This window comes from bacterium (genome assembly GCA_016716565.1).
Lineage (GTDB): Bacteria > Bacteroidota > Ignavibacteria > Ignavibacteriales > Ignavibacteriaceae > IGN2.
This window is the reverse complement of sequence record JADJWC010000003.1, coordinates 150062-172306: the sequence shown is the minus strand read 5'-3', so window position 1 is coordinate 172306 and position 22245 is coordinate 150062. Positions and strand designations below refer to the sequence as shown.

Here is a 22245-nt window from a genome sequence, read left to right as displayed (position 1 = left end):
GTGGCAAAGATATGAAAAAAAGATAATAAAAAGCGACTCAGTTAATACTGAGCCGCAATAATTTTACTTCAATAGTATCATCTTTTTTGTTTCAGTATAACCGCCGGATTTTAACTGATAGAAGTAGATTCCTGATACCAGATTCCGGACGAAACCGGAATGACTGTCAAACTCAACTTCAAAACTCCCTGCAGGCTTTTCTTCGTTAATAAGTGTTGCTATCTCGTTGCCGAGAACGTCATAGACTTTTATTGTAACAAAACTTTGCTCAGGAATTTCATACAGGATAGTCGTTGAGGGATTGAAGGGGTTGGGATAGTTTTGGTGAAGTAAATACATCTGCGGTTGAATAGGATCATTATCAGTATCAATAAATGTTGCTCCACCAGTTGTTGTTTTTAGAATAGCTCCTTCGGAACCGACCACGTATCCTGTTTGATTATCTAAAAAACTAATTTCAGTTAGATGGTTATCCGTTCTGCTAATTTGCACTGCCCAATTATCCCCACTGTCTGTAGTTAAAAGTACTTTCCCATAATTGCCACAAATGTATCCCTTTGTATTGTTTACAAAGTGAACTGAGGTTAACCATAAATCCAAGTATGGTGATTGGTTAGTCCAGGTTTCTCCGCCATCATCAGTTTTTAGAATGACGGAATTGAAATTATCAAAATTATATCCGACAATCCAACCGAAATTAGAATCAATAAAATGAACTGAATTTAGCTCATGACCATCACTCGTCCTTCGACTAACCCAATTTATACCGCCATCTGTAGTTTTCAGTATAACACCATATTTCTCAGAACCATTTATGAAAGTCCCAACTATCCAACCAAGGGTTTGATCAATGAAAAATATTTTATTTAGCAAAACAAATGGAACAGTTTGTTGTATAAACCAGTTTTCACCAGAATCAGTTGTCCTTAATATAACTCCGGAAGCAAGTAGATAATCGAAACCTGCAATTATTCCATTCGTATTATTGTGAAAATAAACTGAGCCTAAAGGAGTATAATCACCTAAATTACTAATATTCCAATTTGCTCCTCCATCACTTGTCTTGATAATTATTCCGGAGTCACCAACAGCATATCCAGTAAGATCATCAATAAAAAAAACTGAACTAAGATATTTTTTAGAACCACTTGATAGTGTGTCCCAGGTAATACCAGCATCTGAAGTTTTCAGAATTCTTTCCTTATTCGGTTCATTTGATGAACCGTAACCACCAACCACATAACCAACATTTGTACTGGGAAAATGAAAGCTCGAAAGATTATCTATTACTCCACGTTTTAGATTATTCCAATTTACTCCTTCAGTTGTTGTTTTTAATATATTTCCGTCTTCACAGACAATGTAGCCAATATTGAGACCATAAAAACGAACTGAATAAAATATTTTATTTAAAGCAATAGAATTAATGACCCAAGTAGTTCCTGCATTAGTCGTTTTTAGTACTATTCCCCGACCTGTTGCATATCCGACTATACTATTTACAAAAAAAATTGAATGAAGACTAGCATTTGTGTTGGTATTTAATTCAGTCCAGTCCTGCCCGGCGTTTGTTGTTTTTAATAATGTTCCTCCACCTCCACTGGCATAACCAGTATCTTCATCAGTAAAAAATATTGAGTATAAAGTGCTATTTGTGCCGCTAGTTAAAGCAGTCCAGTTTAATCCGCCATTCGATGTCTTCAGTATAACCCCACCAAATCGAACTGTATAACCCGTACTATCATTTGTAAAGAAAACAGAATAAAGAGAGTAATTTGAGCCGCTAACCTGATTTGTCCATGTTTCACCTGCATCTGTTGTTTTAATAATAGTGCCCCAATCACCCACTGCAAACCCAATTTGACTAGAAGGAAAATAAATTGACCGTAAGAAACGATTGCTATTACTGGTCAGCGGTAACCATGACTCACATTGATTAATAGTTTTTAAAACCAACCCTGAATCTCCAACAGCATAACCAGTAGAACTATCTGTAAAATAAATTGATGCTAAATGGTTAGTTGTAGTACTTTCTTTATAAATCCATTTAATCCCTGCATCGGTAGTTTTTAAAATTGTTCCCCAATCGCCTACCGTAATAGCAGTATTCGAATCAAGTAGATAAATGTCGTGGAGATCATTTCCTGTAGGAACAGGATTCAACCAAAGCCATCCAATTTGGGCTACGGCCGGCAAATTTAATATCAAAAGAGAAATAACTAGTACTTTCATTATTAACCTCTCTTTTCTATTTCATTAATACCATTTTTTTGGTCTGCACAAAATTACCTGCTTGCAATTTGTAGAAATAAATTCCACTTGGCAAGGACAAGTCACGACTTGTCCCTACAGCATTGAATTCAACCTCATAACTACCTGTTGGTTTTTCTTCATTAACGAGTGTTGCGATTTCGTTACCGAGAATGTCGTATACCTTTAGCGTGACAAGTTGAGATTGCTTCACTTCGTTCGCAATGACATTTGGGACAGTGTATTTTATTTTCGTTGATGGATTAAATGGATTTGGATAATTCTGCTCGAGTGAAAATACATTTGGTGCCGCTACATCGACTACTACAATATCTGAATAAGTAAATGAACCATCAAAATCGATTTGCTTGAGTCGGTATTGATAATACCCTGGCTCAACATTTTCGTCAAAGAAAGAATAACTTATCGGTTCGGTTGTTGTTCCATTACCTTCAACCCAGCCAACATTTATCCAATCTTGCAATTTTGTATTCCTGAAATTTTTCAATCGCTCGATTTCATAACCTTTGTTGTTTGTTTCTGTTACTGTTTGCCAATTTAATTGAACTTCCTGACCAACTACGTTAGCAGCGAACGAAATTAGTTCAACAGGAATTAGATTCGGAATAAGTTCAACATTTAAAATCGTCGTCTGAAAATTATTGACAGCGATATTATTTATTGTTTGAGGGAAATATCCTTCGGCAGTAAACCGAAATGAATAAAATCCCGGTGCGAGCATCCTGTGATAATTTCCATTAATCGAATCAGTTCGGATTTCTGAATGAATTGTATCGTGATTCAGAACAGTTATAATAGCATTCAGCGGATGATCTGCAGTATCAGTTACAATCCCTCTCACACCATAAAAAATACTTTCTATGTAATTGAGGAAAGATCGTTTGTTGTATTCCCAGTGAGCAGGTAGCTGAGATGGCGGAAGTAGTTTTGTATCAGAAATTTCAATCGTCACCTCCCTGCTTTTCATATACCAGTTCATATAATCCTGTCTTCCGTGATTGATCACGTACCAGGCACCGCCGTTTGTAATTCCATCGTCATAGCCATTCATATAATTTGAAGGACTGTATTCCTGACAGGTATCAGCATAAAGATGAGAGATAAATTGATACCAGTTGTCATCAGCGTGAGAAACATAGTCAGGATAACCACTCGTCCAGGTATCCCACGGATAATTAACGACTTCTGTCCCGCCATGGAAGTTTGCACAAAGCACAAAATTATTTTGTTCAGCAAGATTTCTAAAGACAGCAGTTTCCTGCTGTTGATTCGCGTTAACTCCATAAATAGGATCAGGAAAATTCCTGTTGAGATCATAACCGTTTGCATTATATCTTGTTGCACCGTTTACAGTGTTATTACCGCCGTGATAAGTTCCATCCGGATTTGCAAGAGGATTTATCCATATCTCAGCATTATTGATCATATTGGTTATTCTTACATTGCTGCCGTATGATGTGAGAAGCGAATCAATAAGACGAAGCATCAAAACATAACCAGTAGTTTCATCACCATGAATAGATGAAGTGTAAAGAAACTGTGGTTCAGCTTCACGGACATTCACATTATCTGATATTTTTACTAAAAGAATTTTTCTTCCTTGAACAGTGTTTCCTGCATCAATCAATTTACAAATTGATGGATGGTTAGCAGCAAATTGCATCATCATATTTACATAAGCATCATAGGTTGGATATACATTCCAGTCTGTAATTTCATCAATGTTGCCACTCATTTCAGGAATTATTAGCTCACCTGGCTTTAGTAGAATTTGATGAGGAATATTGTATGCAAGAAATTTATTGTATTCATTTTCGTTAGCGTACGCATAGACAGTATTACCTTTTACATTATCAATCGAAATAGTACTTGTTAATTGTCTTATCAAATCAACTGAAGGGACTTCGAAAGAAAAGTAAACTTCAATGTTGTTCTGAAAATAATCCTGCGGCAATTCCTGAGCTTTAAGATTAATTTGTGAAAACAGGATAAGCGAGAAGAGAATTGTTAGAGAGTGTTTCATAGATATTCCCCGGTGAATAATTAAATATCTTCACTTCAAAAATAGGGATTATTTTCAAAGTTCCACCAATAAAAAAGGGAACCGAAGTCCCCTTTATAATCAAATATCTTAATTAGTGATTTATTTTGTAAGCATCAGCTTCTTTGTTGAAGTTAAATCTCCGGTTGTCAGCTGATAATAATAAACTCCGCTGGCAAGGTTTGAACCATCGAATACTACATCAAACGTTCCTGCCTGCTGATATTCATTTACTAATGTACTCACTTCTTTTCCGAGTATGTCGTACATCTTCAATGTTACATTTCCATCTGCCGGAATTGAATACTTGATGTTCGTTGATGGATTGAAAGGATTTGGATAATTCTGACCAAGCACAAAAACATTTGGCTGATCGATCTCTACTTCAACTTCATCTGAATAAGCGAATGATCCATCAAAGTCCATCTGCTTTAACCTGTAAGTATAAGTTCCTGAAAGAAGATTTTTATCTCTGAAGAAATAGTTTTGAACTTCAGTTGTTGTTCCTTTTCCTTCAACGAATCCAACCCGCTCAAATTCTCCGGAGGTCTTTCTCTGGATTTCGAATCCCTGATTGTTCACTTCAGTTGCCGTGTTCCAGGTGAGTATAACATCGTTCTTATCAGTATTTGCAGTAAACGATGTTAGTTCAACGGGTACAATTACATCAAGAGAAATTGTCCTGCGATGCACTGGTGGTGCGCCACCTGGACCGGTACCTTGAACAGTAATTGTATAACTCCCTAAAGTTACATTACCACTTGTTTGTATACTAAGTGGAATATCACCCGGGAACGAGCTGATCGTGTTGCCGCTTGGAAATAGCAAATCAATAGTTCCACTTGCAGGAGTTGAGCTTACAGATGCAGTAAATACAGCATCTTCTTCATATAATTTCACACCGGGAACGCTTACAGTTACAGTTTCCTGTCCTCCGGAATTTGGAATAATTACTGAATTTGTTGATAAAGTCATTGCAAAATCAGGGAAGTATCCGACAAAGCTGCCAAAGTTTCCGCTGCGGAAATCTGTCCACATCGCTAATGCCTGATTGTTGTGAGAAATAATAGCATCATAGTCACCTTGATAGCGTGGAGTTCCGCCACCCGGGCAAGTTGTGCAATTAATTCTCATTTTCTGATTTGATACTCTTTGATTAGTAGCCCATGTAACTCCACCATCATCAGAATAGCTCGCATAGATGTAAGCGCTATCGCTTGTCGGAGTGTCACGTGTATCCATCCACTTAACAAATAATCTTCCAGTTCCAACGTCACTCCAAATTGATGGATGCCACTGATTATGATTTGTTGTATTTGCATCATCGTTAACTTTTACCGCAGAAGACCAAGTTGTTCCCTGATCTGTTGAATATCTGCAATAAATATCGGGTTTAAAGCCATTGCCTACCGGGTCATTAGAAGCATATACTAAATATAATCTGCCTCTGTAAGTGCCGTTACTTTGATCTGCAGTTATAAATGGATAAGGCCGGGTTCTCATATTCTGAACAGAATTTCTTCCACCAACGTTGGTTCCAACATAATTAGAAAAATTCTGTGCTGATTTCAAAGTAAAAGTTTGTCCGCCATTAGTCGAAGCGTAAAATGTATATGTTGAAGCGAACGCACTGCCCGAATTTGTTACTACAAAAACATTACCGCCATCAGTTGTTCCGTTAGGACCAATACAAATCATAAAACCTGGCAGTGATTGTGTTCCAAAAGTGTTTGTGGTAGTCCAACTAGCACCAAGATTTGTTGAACGTGCAAAATTTCCGGGAGTCATACCAGTATATATATTTCCAGAGTATGGACCAGTAGTTTGATCTGCAACCATCCAGTTTTTATCATTTCCTGCAACTGCAATGACTCCTGCTGTCCAGGTAGCTCCGTTATCTGTTGAACGGATTACTCTGCAACCAGTAACACTTCCATACATGGTTTCATAGTACAAATTTCCTTGACCATCATAGGTTGTTATGGGATCTCCGTTGGGAGATGCGCCAAAATTGGGGGCTGAAGAAGTCCAGTTTTGACCATCGTAAGTTCTCCATGCTCCGTTAATGTTATACGCACCAAAATACTGTAATGGATTTAACGGATTTTGAGAAACGTGCGGCTCAGCAAAATCAATACCCAAGTTGAAATCGTCATAACCGTTTATGGTTATTACATCTTCTTCAGAATCTGTATAATAATTTGCTGGTATCCACTCTTGCGGAACTGCATCAACAAGCGGATTATCTCCCTGGGCAAAAACACTAGCCGAATAAATCAGGACCGTGCTAATTACAACCAGAGGTAAAAAAAGAATTGGTTTTAGTAGTTTGTTTTCCACTAAACCTCCTGAATTAATTGATGGATGAATGTGAGTTGAGTTAAAAATTGTGAGTGGCTTTTCTGTTAAATGATGATTGTAATTTCTGATATTTAGAACTGGATAAAGGAAGACGCGGATAACGATGGTATTCTAACTTTTTTTCATTCAAAAAATTTACCAGTAAAATTAAGTTTATTTTATTTATAATCAAAAAAATCATTTGTCTGATGTAGCAATCCCAAAAAGTTTTTTGAACTCCTCAACATCCGTATCCGCACCTGATTTAATTCTCTCCTCAATGTCTGTATTCGATTGTTTAATATGTTTAACAAACTCTTCACTTTTAATTACTTTCGAGCTGCATACCCTGCCAAACTCCATCAAATTAGTATCGGAAGTAATGAGAATAATATTACGGGGATTTTTACTTTTTTCAATTTCACGCTTAATATTGTCATCGGCTGAATAATTACCCGAATAAATTATTTTGATGTTTGAAACTTTTATAGCTTCTCTTTCATGACCATCAAAATGCAAGCTTACGGCTGCTTTTTTCTTAGCAAAAAATCTTGAGAGGATGAAGGCTAGCTTCTCCCTGCTTTGCTGTTTATTTTTTTTCTGCAGTTGACTTAATGATCTTTCTTTCCCCAGCAGATTATTTCCATCAATTATATAATGCTTCACTTATTCCAATTTAATAATTTTCAATTTGAAATTTTTAATTCAGACGTTACTACCGGGTATTGAAAAATTGATCCTGCTTCGTAAGTTTCAAATCCTGCAACTGCGGTGCTTTAACCCTGATTTCAAATCTGAATCCTGTGTAAGTGCCGATAGGATTCCAGACGAAATTCATCAGCCAGCAATGCAGATCTCTCGAAATCCTGACCTGCGGAGCTGCAAATTCTTTGCTCTGAAAATCATAGCTGCCCGTTAAATCGATTTTCCAGAGTGGAGTAAGGCTGAAACTGAAGCTGCCGCTAAGGTTTGAATAAACAGTGGACCGCTCAGGAGTTGGACGGTCGAGATTATAATTGTAACTGAGTGAAATACTCCATGGAATTGTAAAATCCGGATCATCATTATTATAAATTCCCCGGTAGACACTTTTACTTTCCTGATCAACAAGACCAAATTCATCTTCATCTTCTCTATCTTCGTCCTTGGAAGAAGCGAATTTCTCTCCAGAAATACTTGATGAAATGGAAAAATTAAGCCCGGTTAATCTCAATAATCCTTTTCCGGCATCAACAAGGTAACGATTTATTTTGGATATGTTTCCACTGTAATCGTACGGTGTAAAACGTGAAGAACCTGAAAGATCAAAAAGTTCTCCTACTTGTGTTCGATAAGTTAGACTCACGTCAGCAAAGTTCAGAGAATCTGCGGCGAAATTGTAACCTGAACCAGCCGTAAGATTTAAAAGCTGAATCTTGCTTTCTTTTGATGTTGTATCAGTAGGATCCACGATGGTTTTCATTTCAAAATTGTTTCCAATAGAAAAATTAATATTCTGCTGTTCACCAGAACCGGAGCCACCATATACTTCATTCCGATATCTATCATACCTTTCGGTACTTCCATCTAATTTTGTATACTGACCGTAATATCCCCATCCTGAAGAAGAGAAGTCTGGACGATAATTGTAAGATATATTTGGTGTAACCGTATGACGGATGGCATTAATACCAATAGAATTAATATTGAACATTCCATAAAATTTCGTTGAAGCATTAATTCCTACGTCGAATGTATTTACAGCACTGAGCTTTTTAATTTCATTTGTAACGATTGAATCCTGCCCGGTTGATGAAGCTACAGAGAATTGTTCAATCTGTTCATTATACCATTTTGAATCGAACCTGATCCTAGGAGAAATGGAGAAGTATCCGATTTTGGGTGACATATCAGAAGTAATGCTGTGCTGCAAACCTAATCGCTCATCAAGAACACCACCGGTTTTATTTCTTTGATTTTGAAACTGACCACTGTAAGAATAACCAAGCAGTTCATACCATTGCCTGTCTGCTTCGCTCGAAGATGATCTGAAAGGATAGCTTTGCGCTAATTTAAATAATGCACTCGGGAGAATCTCGAAAATATCGTTCGTCTCAAGAACCTGTCTTCTGTTGTAATTTATTGAAGCACTGTTCCCTGATTCATCCCAGGTTTTTGATAAGGTAGCATTAGAAATAATTTCGTTTCTCAACAGATCATTCAGATCGCCTGTACCATTCTGTAGAAAATCTTTGGAGGCAAATTCAAGATTTGCATCAAGCCGCAGAGTTGGTGTGAAAGTCTGAGCGTGGAATAATCTCATACGCCAGTCAATCTGCTTGTTATAATTCGGATCGGTTGGTTCTCCTTCAGAAAAGTCTCTGTAAGAACCTTCAACATAGCCGTTATAGTTGTAACGGTTGGCGTATCTGAAGCGTGAACCAAAACCAAAACTTCCACGAGTGTAGTAATCCATTGTTGCATTGATATCCATGTAATCACTTATAGCCCAGAAATATCCAAATCTACTTATGTACGTTCCATATCGTGCATCACTACCAAAAACCGGAGGAATAATTCCAGACCTTCTGCCTGACTGTAATGGAACAACAATAAAAGGAAGAGGTATCGGGAATGGCACTCCACCAAAGTTTAGCCAGATCCATTCGGCAGCAAGTTCTTCGCCCTGAATCATTTTCATTTTTGGTGATGAAAAATAAAAATGCGGCTCTTCAGCATCGCAGGTTGTATAAACTCCATCTTCAATAAAGTAAGTGTCTTGCGTTACTTTTTTAATTTTCGCTCCGTGATAGAATGCACCTTCCAACTCAGTGTCGGCTGCGGAAAGAGAACCTTGCCCCGTTTTAAAATTATACTTCATCCGTTTCCCTTCATATACTTCACCTGCTTCTTTTAAAATCGGCGTACCGATTAATTCATTTTCGGAAGTATCTGAAGGAACTCCAATTGCTTCAATTTCAAACTTGTTGAAATCGAGAAAAATATTGGCACTTTTAATTTCGGATTGTCTGTAATTGATTTGGCCTTCACCGTAAATCGACATTTTCTTTTCTTTTACAAAGAAGAATAACGAATCAGTTCCGCTGGCGTACACAACTGTGTCTATATCTGATTTTTTTTGTCTGGAAGCTAAAGTATCTGTAATTGGTACGAGAAGACTATCAGTTGCAATTTCGGTTTGAAGAGAGTCAGTGTTACTATTTTGAAGTAAATCATCCTGCTGTGCAAAAGCACTAAAATGAAAGACAGAGGCGAAGGCCAAGGCACAAACTAAAGACAAGATGATTTTCATACCTGAAAGATAAAAATATGGAATGATTATGGGTAATCCATAATCATAAGACGAAACGAATTGTAGAAATGATTATGAAATACAATTTTATTTATGATGAAAAACCAAGGCTGATGCGCCTTTGATACCAGCATCATTTTTAAGCTTTGCTGGAAGAACTCTGACTCTTGGTCTTATCGGTGCCATAACTCTGACTGCAATCGTTTTTTTAATTGAATCGAATAGCGGTTTTCCGAAGCCTGCAATTCCTCCACCGATAATAAAAACACTCACATCAAGCACATTAACCAAAGAAGCGAAGGCAGAGCCCAGGTAAACTCCAAGCTCGTCAATTACCGATTTAGAAAACTTATCCCCTTGTTCAGCAGCATCCTGTATATTACGCGGCGAAACTTTGCTCAAGTCATTGCCAATTATTTTCCAGAGTTTTGATTCAGGATGTTTCTTAAGCTGCTGGCGAACTCTGTTTCTTAAGTATTGATTCCCTGCATAAGCTTCGATGCAGCCGTACGATCCGCAATTACATTTTGGTCCCTTATAATCAATGGAGATATGTCCTATTTCTCCGGCAGCTCCGAAATCACCGTGATAGATTTTTTTGTCAATCACTATTCCCCCGCCAACTCCGGTACCGAGAGTAATCATTATAAAAGATTTGTATTTCCTCCCGCTTCCGAATGTCAGCTCACCGATTGCTGCTGCGTTTGCATCGTTATCAACGAATACACGTTTATTAAATTTTTGTGAGATAACTTTAGCGATGTCTACTTTTTTCCATCCGGGAAAATTTGGTGGATTTTCGACAATACCTTTGCCGGGAGTTACAACTCCGGGACATCCAATCCCTATTCCTGAAATTTTGTAATTTGAGGAAGCAGTAAGTTCATTTATTCCTGCACTGATATTATCAATTACTTTTTTAGGACCTTTTTCCGCTTCCGTTCGAATTGATATTTTTTTTAAAATTTTCCCGGTATTGGTTACGATACCAAGCTTTATGCTTGTACCACCGAGATCAATACCTATTGCGTATTTGGATTTAATATTCATAAGTTATTTTCAGACAATGTCATCACGAACGTAGTGAAGTGATCTCAAAGATTGCTTCTCCCGACTAAAGTCGGCATCGCAATGACATTCATTTTGTTAATTTGTAAAACTTTGATCTACAATTTTCAATTCACCCTGATATTTTATGTCTCCAATTGGTGATGATACAGTTGGTGTTGCAAACAAAGATAATTTTGCAGATGAACCTTGTTGACCGCCTAAAGCCAAAGCAAGGTTTAATAAATTATCGAAGCCTTTGTTTCCAAAGAATTCTATCAGATCGATATTCATTGTCAAAGGAATATTTGTTACCTCACCTGTACCGGGCACGGTAACCGGAGTTCCTATACTTCCAGAAATTGTCTCTACATCATCTATTTCCAGCCGCCATGGAAATGCTTTTAATGTTGCATCAGTTTTGGGATAACCGCCAGTTCCGTCATTAGGATTTTTTGCCTCAACATTTAGTGTGAATGATGCCGGCAGCTTGCCCGACGCTATAGCCGTGGTAAGGTTTACAACTTCCAACGGATTAAAATCCTGCAAAGAACTTTTATTGGAGATATTGACACCTCCAACAATAAAATTATTCACTGCTCCAAGTTTAAACTTTAATCTCGATAAGTTTACCATTGACTGATAAACACTGCAGCTTGAGGTTGTAAGTAATAATGCCACTGATAGTAAAAGTAATTTTTTCATCGTTGTTCTATTGATTAATTGTTGAATTGTTCTATCGTTATTTTCTTAATTTATTTTAGATAAATTATCAAGCAATCCTCTGACCCTCTATCTTCTGTATAATTATCTGCGCAACTTTTAAAGCTCTCAATCCATCAACTCCGGAAACTACCGGTCTGGTTTTATTTAAAACTGAATTGACGAATAACTGCAGTTCATACTGAAGCGCATTTAATTCTTTCTGTTCTGGCTGTTCATAGACTAATTTCTTTCTTTTATCTCCAACACCAATTTCTCCGAAGGAAATTAAATTTGCATCAACCGGTGCATCAGGTGCGAGCAAGCGATAAGCTTCCGCAACTCCGGTTACGAAATCAAGCGCAACATAACTGTCACGCTGAAATATTCTCATCTTCCTTAATTTCTTTTGAGAAATACGACTTGCAGTTACATTTGCTACAGCACCGTTTTCAAACTGAAGTCGTGCATTTGCAATATCGAGATGATCCGAAACGACTGCTACTCCGTTTGCCTGAACATCAACAACATCACTTTTGACCAAACTTAAAATAATATCAATGTCGTGAATCATTAAATCGAGAACAACCGCAACATCAGTTCCTCTTGGATTGAATTGAGCCAACCTGTCAGTTTGAATAAACTTTGGTTCGGAAATATATTTTTCCATTGCTACCAAAGCCGGATTGAATCTTTCAATATGTCCAACCTGCAGGTTGAGATTCTTTCTTTCAGATATTTCTACAAGCTCTTCTGCTTCTTTTATTGTCGCAGTAATTGGTTTTTCGATGAAGACGTGAACACCAGATTCGAAACATTTTTTTGCGAGTTCGTGATGTGCAGTAGTTGTTGCTGCAATAGAAACTGCGTCAACTTTTTTCAATAAATCTTCAACTGATGATGTGCTTTGAATATTGAGTTCTGAGCTTACTGCTTTTGCTTGTTCCGGATTTGAATCATAGACACCAACAAGTTCACAATTTTCAATTGAATTGAACATTTTAATGTGAAGCTTGCCGAGATGTCCTGTTCCGATTACACCGATTTTTAGTCTACTCATTTCTTGTTTTCTTTTTAAGTTCTTAGTTTGTAGTTGATAGTTATAGTTTTTCAGTTGATTGTTTTAGTTAGTTAGTTCACTTCAACAAATTAACTAAAACCAAATACTAATTAACCAAAACTATTAACCAACCAACTAATGACTAAATCTTTATTTCATATTTCAGATGATTACTGCGTACTGACTCTTTTATACCCGATAATTCTTTCATACCCCCCTTTGTCCTGTTCGTTGTAATAAAGGAAAACATCAAATTCCTTTGAGTTCAGCCAAGTATTACCTTCAAGGATAAGCCAGTCTGCATTTAAGATTTCACCTGCATCAACATCCGCGGCAACGTACTGGTAATCGTAAATTCCACGCTTGAGAGGAATTGTGATAGAATAAACTCCACCACTCTCTTTCATCATGTAATCCGTTGAAAGCCTCCAGTCATTGAATGCACCGACTAAAAATATGTTTTTGAAATTTTCTTCCGGCGGACGAATTGAGAAAGTTACTTTCAGGTAGGTTGAAAATTCATCCCGGTACTCAGAAAAAATTTCCCCTCCATTCAAATCTTTGTTAACAGGGTTAAGAAAGAATCTTGAATATTCTAATCCATCAAGCTGTGCGCGAACATCCTTCGTACTAAAAAGATTATGATCTCTTATGTCCACCTGCCTGAACTCATTACCTGCCGGGATATCTCTTGCTGTAAAAGTAAAACTACGGTTCGCATCCCATTTATAAAATCTAAAAAGTGTATTCGTCTTCCTGTCAATTATTACAGGATCATAGATTCGCTGGTTGTCGATAATCTCAATCCTGTCGACGAATGCAGGATGAAAATCATCTGGTAGATAAAAATCTGTTGTTACATTAATTGCTTTTGCAAGTTCGACCGGCCAGTATGACTGATCTTCAAGCTCATCTCTTTTGAGTCGCACACCAAGCTCTACATTATTCTTCACTACAAAAAATTTCCCCGAAGCATATACAATTGACGTATCCTGGGTATCGGTCAAATAAAATCTCCACTTACCTGAAAACGGGAACTCTACCTGATTTCTGTCATCGGGGTAAGTACTTTTGTGATGATAGCGTGCATCATCAATTACAGTAAGCGGCAGTTCTTCAAAATCAAGAAAATAATATGTACTGTATTGCGAGTTGAGTAGAAATACGTTTTTGGTAGGTGTCCATCCTTTATCACAAAATCTGAATACAATATTCATATTCGGATAATAATCTCCCTGGAAATCGAATTCAATAATCAGCTTGTTGCTGCCATCAAGAACCGGTAATGAAGTAGCACTGTTGGTTGTATACACATTAAGGCTTTTTATCTTAAAATCCTGTGAAAGTAAATTACCAATCGAGAAAAAAAATAAGACAAGAATCACTGCAACAGATTTCATTATTCCCCCGGAATTAAAAATCAAAAATTTCAACACACTTGATTGAAGTGTAAGGTACGAATATCCCAATGCTTTCGCCTTCCCTTTCTGTTTGAAGCAGCAAGCCATCGTCGTACGCGTTCATAAGTCTGCCTGTTTTGAAAACTATTTCGTAAAGAGGCTGGTCAAGTTTGGGATCTTTTATTGCACCGTAGTTTTCGTGCAAAGTGATATTCAAAGTGTGATTGATGTATTCTGACCAGTCGAAGTTCATATTATTTCCTTAGGATGTTTAATTTGATAATGCAATTTAGGTTTTTAAGAAATAAGAGTCATGTGTTATTTATATGCAATAAAAAACCCCTGAGTATTTCCAATCAGGGGTTAATTATTCATTCAACTATCTCTTTTTATAATGCTTTTAATTCATGCACCAGCTTACTCATTGCTTCTTTTGAATCACCAAAATACATCAATGCATTCGGATAAAAGAAGAGCTCATTATCAATACCTGCGTAGCCGACGTTTAGTGAGCGTTTATTTATCACAACTGTTTTTGCATAATCAATATTTAGTATCGGCATTCCGTAAATAGGACTGCTCTGATCGTGTCTTGCAGCAGGATTGACTACGTCGTTAGCTCCAATAACAATTACAACATCTGTATTCGGGAAGTCATCATTTATGTCTTCCATAGCTAGAAGCTTGTCGTACGGAACTTGAGCCTCTGCGAGAAGCACGTTCATATGTCCGGGCATTCTTCCTGCAACAGGATGAATTGCAAATCTTACTTTTACACCTTTCTTTTCAAGAACATTCATTAAGTCGCGAACCGCGTGCTGTGCTTGTCCAACCGCCATTCCATAACCTGGAACGATAATTAAGCTGCTAATACTGTCAAGCAGCATTGCAAGTTCTTCTGCATCAACAGATTTGGCTGTGCCCTTATGCGCTTTACTATCTGCAGCAGGTCCTTCTGTTCCTGCAGAAGCCCAGCCACCCATAACTACATTCAGCAATGAACGGTTCATTGCTTTACACATAATGTTGGTAAGAATAATACCTGATGCACCTACAAGAGCACCAGCAATAATTAATTCATTATTTCCAAGAACAAATCCGGTCATCGATCCTGCTATTCCAGAATAAGAATTCAACAAAGAAATAGCAACCGGCATATCAGCTCCGCCTATCGGTAGAACCAGCAGAACACCAAGTACTAAAGACACTACAGTGATTAATAAAATCACTCCGATTAACGATGGATTTAGTAGAAGATAAACACCGGCCGCAAGTACGAATATTATCATCAAAAGATTCAGAGGATGCTGCAAAGGATATTTTACAACTTTTCCTGTTACAATTCCCTGCAATTTTCCAAAAGCGATCATAGAACCGGTGAAGGTAACACCGCCAATTAATAAGCTGAGCACCATTGCAATACCCGTGTCAATGGGAAGATTAAAAATCATTCCCTGATCAACAGGATAATTGGGGTTAAGCTTAAAATATTCTGAGAGTGCTACTAAAGTTGAGGCACCGCCGCCAAATCCATTTAGCATTCCAACCATTTGCGGCATACCGGTCATAGGAGTTTTTACAGCAAGCAAAACTCCAACCAGTGAACCAGCCAATGCCCCTATGATAATCCACTCAAAGGTAAGCACTTCCTGATCGAGCAATGTTGCAGCAATTGCCATGAACATTCCTATCGACGCAAAAAGATTACCTTTGCGGGCAGTTTTCGGTGAGCCAAGAAACTTAATTCCGAATATGAAAAAGATGGAAGAAACCAGATAAGTTATTTCGATAGCTATTCTCATATTTCCCCCTTACTTTCCGTCAGAGCCGGACCGAGACGGCTTCTTAAACATTTTTAACATTCGATCTGTTACCAGAAATCCACCGACAACGTTTATCATCGCAAAAATTACAGCTACCATTCCAAGTATGGTACTGATAGTAAATTGTTCCATACCTGCACTTAAAATAGCACCAACTATTGTTATACCGGAGATGGCATTTGATCCTGACATAAGCGGAGTGTGAAGTGTTGGCGGCACTTTGGTAATTAACTCAAAGCCTACAAAAATTGCAAGCACAAAAACATATACATGCATCAGAAATAAAAAACTTTCCATATTTATTTCCCTTTAGTTATAAGTTTAAAAATCATTTTATTAATCCCTTAATCCTTTCGTGGACAACTTCACCAGTATGTGTGATAAGAGATCCTTTTACGATTTCATCCTCAAGTTTCAGTTCGATTTTACCTTCTTTGCCTATATGCTGAATTAAAGCAAGGATATTTTTCGAATACATTTCACTCGAGTGTGTAGGTACCAGACTCGGAAGATTTGGTTCACCAATAATAGAAACGCCGTGTTTTTTTACAGTTTTTCCTTTTTCACTCACTTCGCAGTTACCTCCGAACTCAACAGCCATATCAAGAACAACACTTCCGGGACGCATATGTTTAACCATTTCTTCTGTGACAAGTACAGGAGCTTTTTTACCTGGAACCAACGCTGTAGTAATAACAATATCTGCCTCAGTTACATGTTTGAAAATAAGTTCTTTCTGCTTCTTGAGAAATTCTTCTGATGCTTCCTTTGCATAACCACCGGCATCCTGCATATCTTCAGCACCATCAACTTCAATGAACTTTCCGCCAAGACTGAGAACTTCCTCTTTAACCGCAGCCCTGATATCAGAAACTTCTACAACAGCACCAAGTCTTTTGGCTGTTCCAAGTGCTTGTAAACCGGCAACACCTGCACCCATAATCACAACTTTGGCAGGAGAAATTGTTCCTGCCGCTGTCATCATTAATGGAAATATTTTGCCAAGTGTATCAGCACACATAACAACGCTTTTGTAACCCGCAATGTTAGCCTGTGAACTTAGAGCATCCATTTTTTGAGCAAGTGTCGTTCTCGGAATCATATCCATCGAAATTACATTTATCTTTTTTGAAGCACATTTTTGTGCAAGATCCGGATAGTTTAATGGATAAAGAAAAGTAATCAGTAAAGTTCCTTCTTTAATTAAATCTATTTCGTTTTTTCCTGCTGCGAGATGATCGAGAGGACGTTGAACTTTAACAACTACATCTGCTGCTGAATAAAGTTCATTAAGGTTTACGATTTTAGCCCCTGCCTTTTCATACATTTCATTAGTGAAACCGGCATTAAGTCCAGCATCTTTTTCGACGTGAACCTGGAAACCGGATTTAATAAGTTTTGAAGCTACATCAGGGACACACGCTACTCGATTTTCGCCAGGCAGGATTTCCTTAGGAACTGCTATAACCATACCTGTTTCTCCTGTGTGAATTGATTAAAAATGATAAAAATTGATAAACCAAAATTAACTGCGACGTGATGGAATTCCAAAAAATATTGCGAAAATTTGCAATTTTTAGTGGTATTTCGACGATTATAATGCTGGCTGCTCTTTTGTTAAACAGTGAAGCGTCCCTAATCCCCAGACAAGGTCAACTGAATGAATGCCGATAACTTTTCTGTCCGAAAAGAATTCGGATAAAATTCCAAGCGCTATTCTGTCTTTCGGATCGTTGAAGGTTGGAACGAGCACAGCATAATTTGAAATGTAAAAATTTGCATAGCTGGCGGGAAGTCTTTGTCTTTTGAAAATTTGAGGCGAAGGCATAGGCAAATGCACAACATTTAATTTTGAGCCATTTTGAAGGGAGATATTCTGAAGTCGTTCTCTGTTTTCATTTAAGAGAATAAAGTTTTCATCTTTCGGATTTTCTTCCGAAACAAGCACAACTGTATCATCATTCACAAACCTGCAAAGGTCATCAACGTGACCGTGAGTGTCATCGCCAACTATTCCTTTCCCAAGCCAGATGACATTAGTAATACCAAAATATTTTTTGAATACTTCAAAATAATCCTGCTTTGTAAAACCAGGATTTCGTATTTGAATTTTTTCATCAAGCAAACATTCTTCGGTGGTGATCAGAGTTCCTTTACCATTTGTATCGATGGCACCGCCTTCGAGAACAACTTGCTTTCCATTATGTTCTGCAATAATTCTTCTTAAATTTAGTTTGCTTGAAATAAAGGAAGGTATTTTATCATCGAGTTTATAATCATCATACTTTGCCCAGGCATTGAATTTAAAATCGATCGCAATTGTTTCTTTTTCATCCTTAACGAACATTGGTCCTGAATCTCGTAACCAGCCACGATCAGTTTTTTTAATGAAGAATTCAACGTTCGATAAACTCACGTCACAATCTTTTAATACTTTTTCTGCTTTTAATTTGTGCTCATTCGACTGGACAAATATTCTAACCTTTTCTCCACGCGAAATGTATTTGACTATTTCTGCATAAACGTACGGAATCGGAGAGAACTTTCCTGGCCAATCGGATTTGTTATACGGCCAGCCGATCCAGGTCGCTTTGTGCTTTGTCCATTCGGGTGGAAGAGAAAACTTAGTAGGCATTTTTAAATATTTAAAAATTCTTCCGGAGTTATATCGGCTTGCTTGAGAATTGCTCTCAATGTCCCTTCGGGCATATCTCCAGGATGGTTTGGAATGGTAGTAAATCTTTTCTTGCTTTCAGAATACCATATTTCGTGACTGCCTGCTGCTTGTCGATAAAATTCAAAGCCAAATTTTTTCAGCTTTCTTACAATCTCTCTGTACTTAAAACCGGATAATCTTCCCAATGCAGTTAAGCCCAACTTAAATTCCGACTACTATCGGATAATCAAATTTTGATGAAGTATCCACAGAACTGGTCTTAAGTAGTAGGTTATTATCGTCTGATTCAAGCAGCTTCTTTGCTACATCTCTGGCGATTTCAATAGTTTCTGTAATCGTTCTTCCCTGAGCAACCAGTCCCTGAATATCGTCAGAAGTAGCCAGAAAATAACCTTCAGGAAGTTTCTCAATATGGATATTTATAATTCTTTCCATTAATTAACCATTAATTTTTAATTAAAATTACAATTCATAATCACAAACTTCAAGTTCTTCCTAACAGTCATGATAGATAACACGTCTTCACTCAATAAACCGTTTAGTTATATCCTGATAAGAATCAATCCGTCTATCACGTAGGAAAGGCCAGTTATGCCTGATGTACTCAATTCTTTCAGTATCAATTTCAGCAAGAAGGATTTCTTCTTTATCGATAGACGCTTGTGCAATTATCATTCCTTGCGGATCGCAGACAAACGATTGCCCCCAGAATTCAATTCCGGGAGAATCATCATTTACTTTTTCCAATCCAATTCTGTTAACAGCAGCTACATAAACTCCATTTGCAACTGCATGTCCCCGCTGAACTGTCAGCCACGATTCATATTGAGCTCTTCCGTGTTTTTCTTTTTCATATGGATGCCATCCAATTGCAGTCGGATAAAACAATACAGCAGCACCTTGAAGTGCAGTTAATCTTGCAGCTTCAGGATACCATTGATCCCAGCAAATGAGCGTTCCGATTTTACCAAAAAAAGTTTGGAAATTTTTATAACCAAGGTCACCCGGAGCGAAATAATATTTTTCATAGAAACCGGGATCATCAGGGATGTGCATTTTTCTGTATGTACCGAGTATTTTTCCATCATTATCAATTACTACAAGACTATTATGATAAACTCCGGAAGATCTTTTTTCAAATAGCGGAACAACGACACTTACATTATTTTTTTTCGCTGCTTCTGAAATTGCATCTGTTGATGGTCCGGGAATTGTTTCAGCGAGGCTGAAATTGTTAATGTCTTCAGTCTGACAAAAATACTGCGATCTGAAAAGTTCAGGAAGACAAACAACCTGTGCACCTGAATTTGCTGCTTTTTCAATCCAGCTAACAGCCTTCTTCAAATTATTTGATGTGTCTTTGCTGAAGCTTAACTGGATTAAACCTATGGTGAATTTATTGCTCATAAATATCCTGTTTCTTTAATTTAAAATTAAAGAATTATTAGCTGTTGTAAAATGAATATTAAGATTTATAAAAATATTCTGGGACTAATATTTTTTAATAGCCGGAAGAAGAGATGAGGTATCCCTGTTCGTTGAATTCTTTGCTACGAAGGAGTTTTCCGTCCTTATAATATTCTTCTTTTTGAATAAAACCATTCGGATAATAAGTGCGGGTGTATGAATCGAGTTTGCCTTCGTAATAATATTCTACTTTTTGGAAAGGGCCGTTGTCATAGTATGAGTTTTTCTTTCCGTCAATTTCACCGTTGACATAAGTGGCTTCCGATTTTAAAAGACCGTTTTTATGATATTCTTTGTAATCACCTTCGAGTATATCGTCAACATATGTTCCCATTGATTTGAGCGAACCATCTTCATAATAAGTTACAACCAGTCCGTTTTTCTTGCCATCTTTGATGACTGTTTCGAGCTTCAGGTGACCATCCGGATAATATTCTTTTATCATTCCCTTTTGCTCACCATCGATATAATCGACTTTTGATTTTACGATTCCGCTTTCATAATATGTAACGTAGACTCCATTAATAACACCATTAGTATATGGAATTTCTTCTTTGAGAAATCCTGAGTCATAATAAGTTTTAGCAACTTCTTCCTTGACACCATCCTTCACAAAAGTTTCATTCAGCATTGCGCCGGCAACAGAATAGTTTTTGAGCATCTCTTCCTTAGATTCAAACTTTCCCTGGTAATCATATCGTTCACGATTCAAAAGCTCATCGTTAACATATTCATCTTTCACTCTTAAACTTCCAGCCATATCATACAGTTTTACTGTTCCTTCAATTTTATCATCAATAAAATTTGCATCCACAGCTACTGTTTTATTTTCGTGATAGATATAAATTTTACCATTTTGTTTTCCATCGATAAAGGTGCGCTCGACTTCGACTTCACCAGTTTTGTAATAAGTTCTTGAAATTCCCTGAAGAAGTCCATCAACATATCGCCACTCGCCTTGCAGTTCTCCGGTTTTATAATAAGTGTAAGTTATTCCCTCAAGAACTCCGTTTGAGTAATGCTGTTCAGCCCAGAGCTCACCGCTTTCATAATACCATTTTGAAATTCCTTCCTTTATTCCATCAACGTAATTCCATTCAATACTTACTTTACCGTCCTCAAAATACCACGTTGATAATCCGTGCTCTTTTCCATAGCTGAATGTCCAATGCTTCCAGAGTTTTCCGTTCGGATAATATTCTTTATAAAAACCATCTAGTTTATCATACCAGTACTGACCTTCTGTTTTGAGTTCACCGTTTGGGTAGTAAGTTTTAATAACTTTTGTTCCGGGCAGTTCCTGTGACTGTGCAAAAGAGGATTCAGCAATAAAAAATCCAATAAGTATTAAAATCATTAAAATAGTTTTAGTCATTTCTGCAGAGTGTATTATTTATTTTTTGAAGAAAGAAAATAGGCTATTTATTGTTAAGGATAAATTCAAATTGAAGTACCAATTTGTGAGGGATAAGCAAACTTATCAGAAAAATATTAATGAAAATTTTTCTCTCCAGCTTCAATCTCCATATCAATGTAATCTTCCGGTCTGGGAATCGGACATGTGAACATTGCAGAGTAAGCACAATATGGATTGTACGCTCTATTGAAGTCAATAGTATAGATAAAATCAGGCTTTTCATTCAACTCAAAATCAAGATACCTGCCAACACCGTAGGTTTCATCGCCGGTTGTCTTGTCAGTAAACCAGATGCTGTAATATAGCTCTCCCGTTCTGCTGAAACTTTTGTAAACGTTAATCTTGTGAACTTTACTATCTTTTTTTAATTCCAGAAAACCGAGAAGAATTGCAGGTCTCGTTTCACCTTTGGTACCTAAAATTGCAACTGTATCCTGAACATCAAACTGAATCAATTTTGACTTAAAGATGAAATCCGGATTCGGTTCAAAGTACTTGAGCGGATTGAAAGTAATTGTGGTATCTCTGTTAAATGGTGAGTCAGTATCAAACTGAAAGCTATAATCTTTTTCCTTTCTTTCATTCATTAATTCGTCAACATACTTTTTCATTTCGGGACTATCCAGTCGACTTTCTTTGCAAGATGAAGTTATTAATGCTGTCACAAGAAGAATTAATATTAAGCTATAACTTTTTCCGGTTAACATA

At 37.2% G+C, this 22245-nt stretch carries 19 protein-coding genes; all 19 read right to left on the bottom strand.

The window, feature by feature from the left end; genetic code table 11:
- Nucleotides 1-63: 63 nt before the first annotated feature.
- Entirely contained in the window at nt 64-2232 is a 2169-nt protein-coding gene (locus IPM14_12870; GenBank protein MBK9098988.1) for a T9SS type A sorting domain-containing protein, read from the bottom strand.
- A 16-nt stretch (nt 2233-2248) separates the two neighbouring features.
- A complete protein-coding gene (locus IPM14_12865) occupies nt 2249-4294 on the bottom strand; it encodes a T9SS type A sorting domain-containing protein (protein MBK9098987.1) in 2046 nt (681 codons plus the stop codon).
- Nucleotides 4295-4414: 120 nt separating this feature from the next.
- A complete protein-coding gene (locus IPM14_12860; GenBank protein MBK9098986.1) occupies nt 4415-6253 on the bottom strand; it encodes a T9SS type A sorting domain-containing protein in 1839 nt (612 codons plus the stop codon).
- Between the two features lie 597 nt (nt 6254-6850).
- Nucleotides 6851-7318 carry an NYN domain-containing protein gene (locus IPM14_12855; GenBank protein MBK9098985.1) on the bottom strand — a complete coding sequence of 156 codons (468 nt, stop codon included), beginning with the start codon at nt 7316-7318 and terminating at the stop codon, nt 6851-6853.
- 49 nt (nt 7319-7367) lie between these two features.
- Entirely contained in the window at nt 7368-9944 is a 2577-nt protein-coding gene (locus tag IPM14_12850) for an LPS-assembly protein LptD (protein ID MBK9098984.1), read from the bottom strand.
- A gap of 87 nt (nt 9945-10031) precedes the next feature.
- A complete protein-coding gene (locus tag IPM14_12845) occupies nt 10032-10994 on the bottom strand; it encodes an ROK family protein (protein ID MBK9098983.1) in 963 nt (320 codons plus the stop codon).
- Nucleotides 10995-11090: 96 nt separating this feature from the next.
- Nucleotides 11091-11696, bottom strand: coding sequence for a hypothetical protein (locus tag IPM14_12840; protein ID MBK9098982.1), 606 nt, complete (start codon nt 11694-11696; stop codon nt 11091-11093).
- 67 nt (nt 11697-11763) lie between these two features.
- A complete protein-coding gene (locus tag IPM14_12835) occupies nt 11764-12807 on the bottom strand; it encodes a Gfo/Idh/MocA family oxidoreductase (protein MBK9098981.1) in 1044 nt (347 codons plus the stop codon).
- A gap of 116 nt (nt 12808-12923) precedes the next feature.
- Complete coding sequence (locus IPM14_12830) at nt 12924-14153, bottom strand: DUF5103 domain-containing protein (protein ID MBK9098980.1); 1230 nt, start codon at nt 14151-14153, stop codon at nt 12924-12926.
- A gap of 13 nt (nt 14154-14166) precedes the next feature.
- A complete protein-coding gene (locus IPM14_12825) occupies nt 14167-14406 on the bottom strand; it encodes a hypothetical protein (GenBank protein ID MBK9098979.1) in 240 nt (79 codons plus the stop codon).
- Between the two features lie 136 nt (nt 14407-14542).
- A complete protein-coding gene (locus IPM14_12820) occupies nt 14543-15955 on the bottom strand; it encodes an NAD(P)(+) transhydrogenase (Re/Si-specific) subunit beta (protein MBK9098978.1) in 1413 nt (470 codons plus the stop codon).
- A gap of 9 nt (nt 15956-15964) precedes the next feature.
- Nucleotides 15965-16273, bottom strand: coding sequence for an NAD(P) transhydrogenase subunit alpha (locus IPM14_12815; protein MBK9098977.1), 309 nt, complete (start codon nt 16271-16273; stop codon nt 15965-15967).
- 31 nt (nt 16274-16304) lie between these two features.
- Nucleotides 16305-17447 carry a Re/Si-specific NAD(P)(+) transhydrogenase subunit alpha gene (locus IPM14_12810; protein MBK9098976.1) on the bottom strand — a complete coding sequence of 381 codons (1143 nt, stop codon included), beginning with the start codon at nt 17445-17447 and terminating at the stop codon, nt 16305-16307.
- 123 nt (nt 17448-17570) lie between these two features.
- On the bottom strand, nt 17571-18611 hold the full coding sequence (locus IPM14_12805; GenBank protein MBK9098975.1) for an agmatine deiminase family protein: 1041 nt from the start codon (nt 18609-18611) through the stop codon (nt 17571-17573).
- Between the two features lie 2 nt (nt 18612-18613).
- Complete coding sequence (locus IPM14_12800; GenBank protein ID MBK9098974.1) at nt 18614-18838, bottom strand: type II toxin-antitoxin system HicA family toxin; 225 nt, start codon at nt 18836-18838, stop codon at nt 18614-18616.
- A gap of 16 nt (nt 18839-18854) precedes the next feature.
- Nucleotides 18855-19088, bottom strand: coding sequence for a DUF1902 domain-containing protein (locus IPM14_12795; protein MBK9098973.1), 234 nt, complete (start codon nt 19086-19088; stop codon nt 18855-18857).
- An 87-nt stretch (nt 19089-19175) separates the two neighbouring features.
- On the bottom strand, nt 19176-20060 hold the full coding sequence (locus IPM14_12790; GenBank protein MBK9098972.1) for a carbon-nitrogen hydrolase: 885 nt from the start codon (nt 20058-20060) through the stop codon (nt 19176-19178).
- A gap of 94 nt (nt 20061-20154) precedes the next feature.
- On the bottom strand, nt 20155-21495 hold the full coding sequence (locus IPM14_12785) for a hypothetical protein (GenBank protein ID MBK9098971.1): 1341 nt from the start codon (nt 21493-21495) through the stop codon (nt 20155-20157).
- Between the two features lie 116 nt (nt 21496-21611).
- On the bottom strand, nt 21612-22244 hold the full coding sequence (locus tag IPM14_12780; protein ID MBK9098970.1) for a DUF1684 domain-containing protein: 633 nt from the start codon (nt 22242-22244) through the stop codon (nt 21612-21614).
- Nucleotide 22245: the final 1 nt, after the last annotated feature.

Excerpts from the sequence above, each read along its gene's own strand:
- IPM14_12870 (MBK9098988.1), bottom strand. The coding sequence starts at position 2,232 with ATGAAAGTACTAGTTATTTCTCTTTTGATATTAAATTTGCCGGCCGTA.
- IPM14_12865 (MBK9098987.1), bottom strand. The coding sequence starts at position 4,294 with ATGAAACACTCTCTAACAATTCTCTTCTCGCTTATCCTGTTTTCACAA.
- IPM14_12860 (MBK9098986.1), bottom strand. The coding sequence starts at position 6,253 with ATGTATGGAAGTGTTACTGGTTGCAGAGTAATCCGTTCAACAGATAAC.
- IPM14_12850 (MBK9098984.1), bottom strand. The coding sequence starts at position 9,944 with ATGAAAATCATCTTGTCTTTAGTTTGTGCCTTGGCCTTCGCCTCTGTC.
- IPM14_12845 (MBK9098983.1), bottom strand. The coding sequence starts at position 10,994 with ATGAATATTAAATCCAAATACGCAATAGGTATTGATCTCGGTGGTACA.
- IPM14_12840 (MBK9098982.1), bottom strand. The coding sequence starts at position 11,696 with ATGAAAAAATTACTTTTACTATCAGTGGCATTATTACTTACAACCTCA.
- IPM14_12830 (MBK9098980.1), bottom strand. The coding sequence starts at position 14,153 with ATGAAATCTGTTGCAGTGATTCTTGTCTTATTTTTTTTCTCGATTGGT.
- IPM14_12825 (MBK9098979.1), bottom strand. The coding sequence starts at position 14,406 with ATGAACTTCGACTGGTCAGAATACATCAATCACACTTTGAATATCACT.
- IPM14_12820 (MBK9098978.1), bottom strand. The coding sequence starts at position 15,955 with ATGAGAATAGCTATCGAAATAACTTATCTGGTTTCTTCCATCTTTTTC.
- IPM14_12815 (MBK9098977.1), bottom strand. The coding sequence starts at position 16,273 with ATGGAAAGTTTTTTATTTCTGATGCATGTATATGTTTTTGTGCTTGCA.
- IPM14_12810 (MBK9098976.1), bottom strand. The coding sequence starts at position 17,447 with ATGGTTATAGCAGTTCCTAAGGAAATCCTGCCTGGCGAAAATCGAGTA.
- IPM14_12805 (MBK9098975.1), bottom strand. The coding sequence starts at position 18,611 with ATGCCTACTAAGTTTTCTCTTCCACCCGAATGGACAAAGCACAAAGCG.
- IPM14_12795 (MBK9098973.1), bottom strand. The coding sequence starts at position 19,088 with ATGGAAAGAATTATAAATATCCATATTGAGAAACTTCCTGAAGGTTAT.
- IPM14_12790 (MBK9098972.1), bottom strand. The coding sequence starts at position 20,060 with ATGAGCAATAAATTCACCATAGGTTTAATCCAGTTAAGCTTCAGCAAA.
- IPM14_12785 (MBK9098971.1), bottom strand. The coding sequence starts at position 21,495 with ATGACTAAAACTATTTTAATGATTTTAATACTTATTGGATTTTTTATT.
- IPM14_12780 (MBK9098970.1), bottom strand. The coding sequence starts at position 22,244 with ATGTTAACCGGAAAAAGTTATAGCTTAATATTAATTCTTCTTGTGACA.